Source organism: Micromonospora sp. ATA51 (assembly GCF_016802855.1).
GTDB classification, from domain to species: Bacteria; Actinomycetota; Actinomycetes; order Mycobacteriales; family Micromonosporaceae; genus Micromonospora; species Micromonospora sicca.
In genome coordinates, this window is the sequence record NZ_JAEVHJ010000554.1 from 1 (window position 1) to 2,468 (window position 2,468).

The following is a 2,468-nucleotide window of genomic DNA, read 5'->3' on the forward strand; positions in this document are numbered from 1 at the left end:
ATGGCAGAATCCGCCACCGAAGCTCCTGATTGAACATGTTGATCTAGTCAATCCATGTCCTATCAGGAGCTTCTTTGCATCCCGCGCCCCACCCCACCCCGCCGATCTTGCACTTGGCGCCCTGGCGAATCGGGCAGAAGGCGCGAATCGCGGGCCCCAACTGCAAGATCGCGGGAGGGGCGCGGGAGGGCGGGGCGGGGTCAGGTGGGGAGGTGTTCGGCGCCGCGGGCGATGTTGCGGGCCATGCCGCCGAAGACGATCGCGTGGAACGGGGCGACCGAGGCCCAGTACGCGTGGCCGGCCAGGCCGCGGGGGAGGAAGACGGCGCGCTGGACGTACCGGCTCTGACCGTCACCAGCCGGCTCGGCGCGCATCTCCAGCCAGGCCCGGCCGGGCAGCCGCATCTCGGCGCGCAGCCGGAGCAGCTCGCCGGGGACGATCTCCTCGACCCGCCAGAAGTCCAGCGCCTCGCCGACCTGGAGGCGGTGCGGGTCGCGCCGGCCCCGGCGCAGCCCCACCCCGCCGACCAGCCGGTCCAGCCAGCCCCGAACGGACCAGGCGAGCGGGAACGAGTACCAGCCGTGCTCACCGCCGACCCCCTCGATGACCCGCCAGAGCGCGGCCGGCGAGGCGCTGACCGTCCGCTCCCGCATGTCGGTGTAGACCGTGCCGCCGGACCACTGCGGGTCGGTGGGCAGCGGCTCGGCCGGTGCGTCCGGCCCGCTCGCGGTCGACCAGCGGGTCTCCACCTCGGCGTCGCGCACCTTGGCCAGGGCCAGGGCGACCGCCTGGTCGAAGCCGGTCAGCCCGCCTGGCGGGTCTGGGACGTACCGGGCGATGTCGTGCTCGCGGGTGACCGCCTCCTGGATCAGGCTCTCCACCAGCGGGCGGGCGATCGAGTTCGCCCACGGTACGTCGCGCAGCCGGCCGGCCTTGCGGGCCAGGCAGCGTACGGTGTGCCCCTCGGCCAGCAGGCGGGGCGCGAGTCGCCCGCCGAGGTAACCCGTTGCTCCGGTGACGAGGCATCTCACGACTCCCAGTGTGCGGCCCCATAGACTCGTTCGCTGTGGACAACGCGAGGGACACCTTCTGGGGCCCGGACTTCCAGCAGCTCAGCGCCGTCGACCCGGAGATCGCCGGGGTGGTGCTGGGTGAACTGGAGCGGCTGCGCGGCGGCCTGCAGCTGATCGCCAGCGAGAACCTGACCTCCCCGGCGGTGCTCGCCGCGCTCGGCTCGACGCTGACCAACAAGTACGCAGAGGGCTACCCGGGCCGGCGCTACTACGGCGGCTGCGCCGAGGTGGACCGGGCCGAGGAGATCGGCATCGCCCGGGCGAAGGAACTCTTCGGCGCGGAGCACGCCAACCTCCAGCCGCACTCCGGCGCCAGCGCCAACCTGGCCGCGTACGCGGCGCTGGTGCAGCCGGGGGACACCGTCCTGGCGATGGATCTGCCGCACGGCGGGCACCTCACCCACGGCAGCCGGGTGAACTTCTCCGGCAAGTGGTTCCACCCCGTCGGCTACACGGTCCGGCCGGACACCGAGCTGATCGACTACGACGAGGTGCGGGACCTCGCCCGGGCGCACCGCCCGAAGATGATCATCTGCGGGGCCACCGCCTATCCCCGGCTGATCGACTTCGCCCGGTTCCGGGAGATCGCCGACGAGGTCGACGCGTACCTGATGGTGGACGCCGCGCACTTCATCGGGCTGGTCGCCGGGCGGGCCGTCCCGTCGCCGGTGCCGTACGCCGATGTCGTCTGCTGCACCACCCACAAGGTGCTGCGCGGCCCGCGCGGCGGCATGATCCTCTGCCGGGAGTCGCTGGCGCCCCGGATCGACAAGGCGGTCTTCCCGTTCACCCAGGGCGGCCCGCTGATGCACGCCGTCGCGGCCAAGGCCGTCGCCCTGCGCGAGGCCGCCCAGCCCGAGTTCCGGGCGTACGCCTCCCAGGTGGTGAGCAACGCCCAGGCGCTCGCCGGCGGCCTGGCCGCCGAGGGGATGCGCCCGGTCTCCGGCGGCACCGACACCCACCTCGCCCTGATCGACCTGCGCGAGGTCGGGGTGACGGGCGCCGAGGCGGAGGCGCGCTGCGACGCCGCGGCGATCACCCTGAACAAGAACGCGATCCCCTACGACCCGCAGCCGCCGATGGTCGCCTCGGGCCTGCGGGTGGGCACGCCGAGCGTCACCACCCAGGGCATGCGCGAGGGGGAGATGCGGCAGGTGGCCGCGCTGATCGCCCGTGCGGTGCGCACCGACCCGGCCGCTCCGGGCGGCGCCGACGAGCTGACCCGGATCGCCGCCGAGGTGGCCGAGCTGGTCGCCGCCTTCCCGGCGTACCCCCGTGGCTGAGCCCGGGGCGCGCGCGGCGGAGGCGGCCGCGGACCGCGGCTGGCGGTTGCGCCACCTGCCGGTGCTGCTGATCGCCTCGGCGGTGCTGGGCGCGCTCGCCGCGGTGGTCGGC

Annotated in this window: 1 protein-coding gene and 2 pseudogenes; 1 reads left to right on the forward strand and 2 read right to left on the reverse strand. The window is 74.0% G+C overall.

Annotated elements, in window-relative coordinates:
• Positions 1–200: 200 nt before the first annotated feature.
• Positions 201–911: pseudogene (locus tag JNW87_RS37585) on the reverse strand (SDR family oxidoreductase); the annotation flags it as partial.
• Between the two features lie 24 nt (positions 912–935).
• A pseudogene (locus JNW87_RS41900) lies at positions 936–1,031 on the reverse strand (NAD-dependent epimerase/dehydratase family protein); the annotation flags it as partial.
• Positions 1,032–1,066: 35 nt separating this feature from the next.
• Between JNW87_RS41900 and glyA the strand changes: the two are divergent.
• Complete coding sequence (gene glyA, locus JNW87_RS37590; protein WP_201749472.1) at positions 1,067–2,356, forward strand: serine hydroxymethyltransferase; 1,290 nt, start codon at positions 1,067–1,069, stop codon at positions 2,354–2,356.
• Positions 2,357–2,468: the final 112 nt, after the last annotated feature.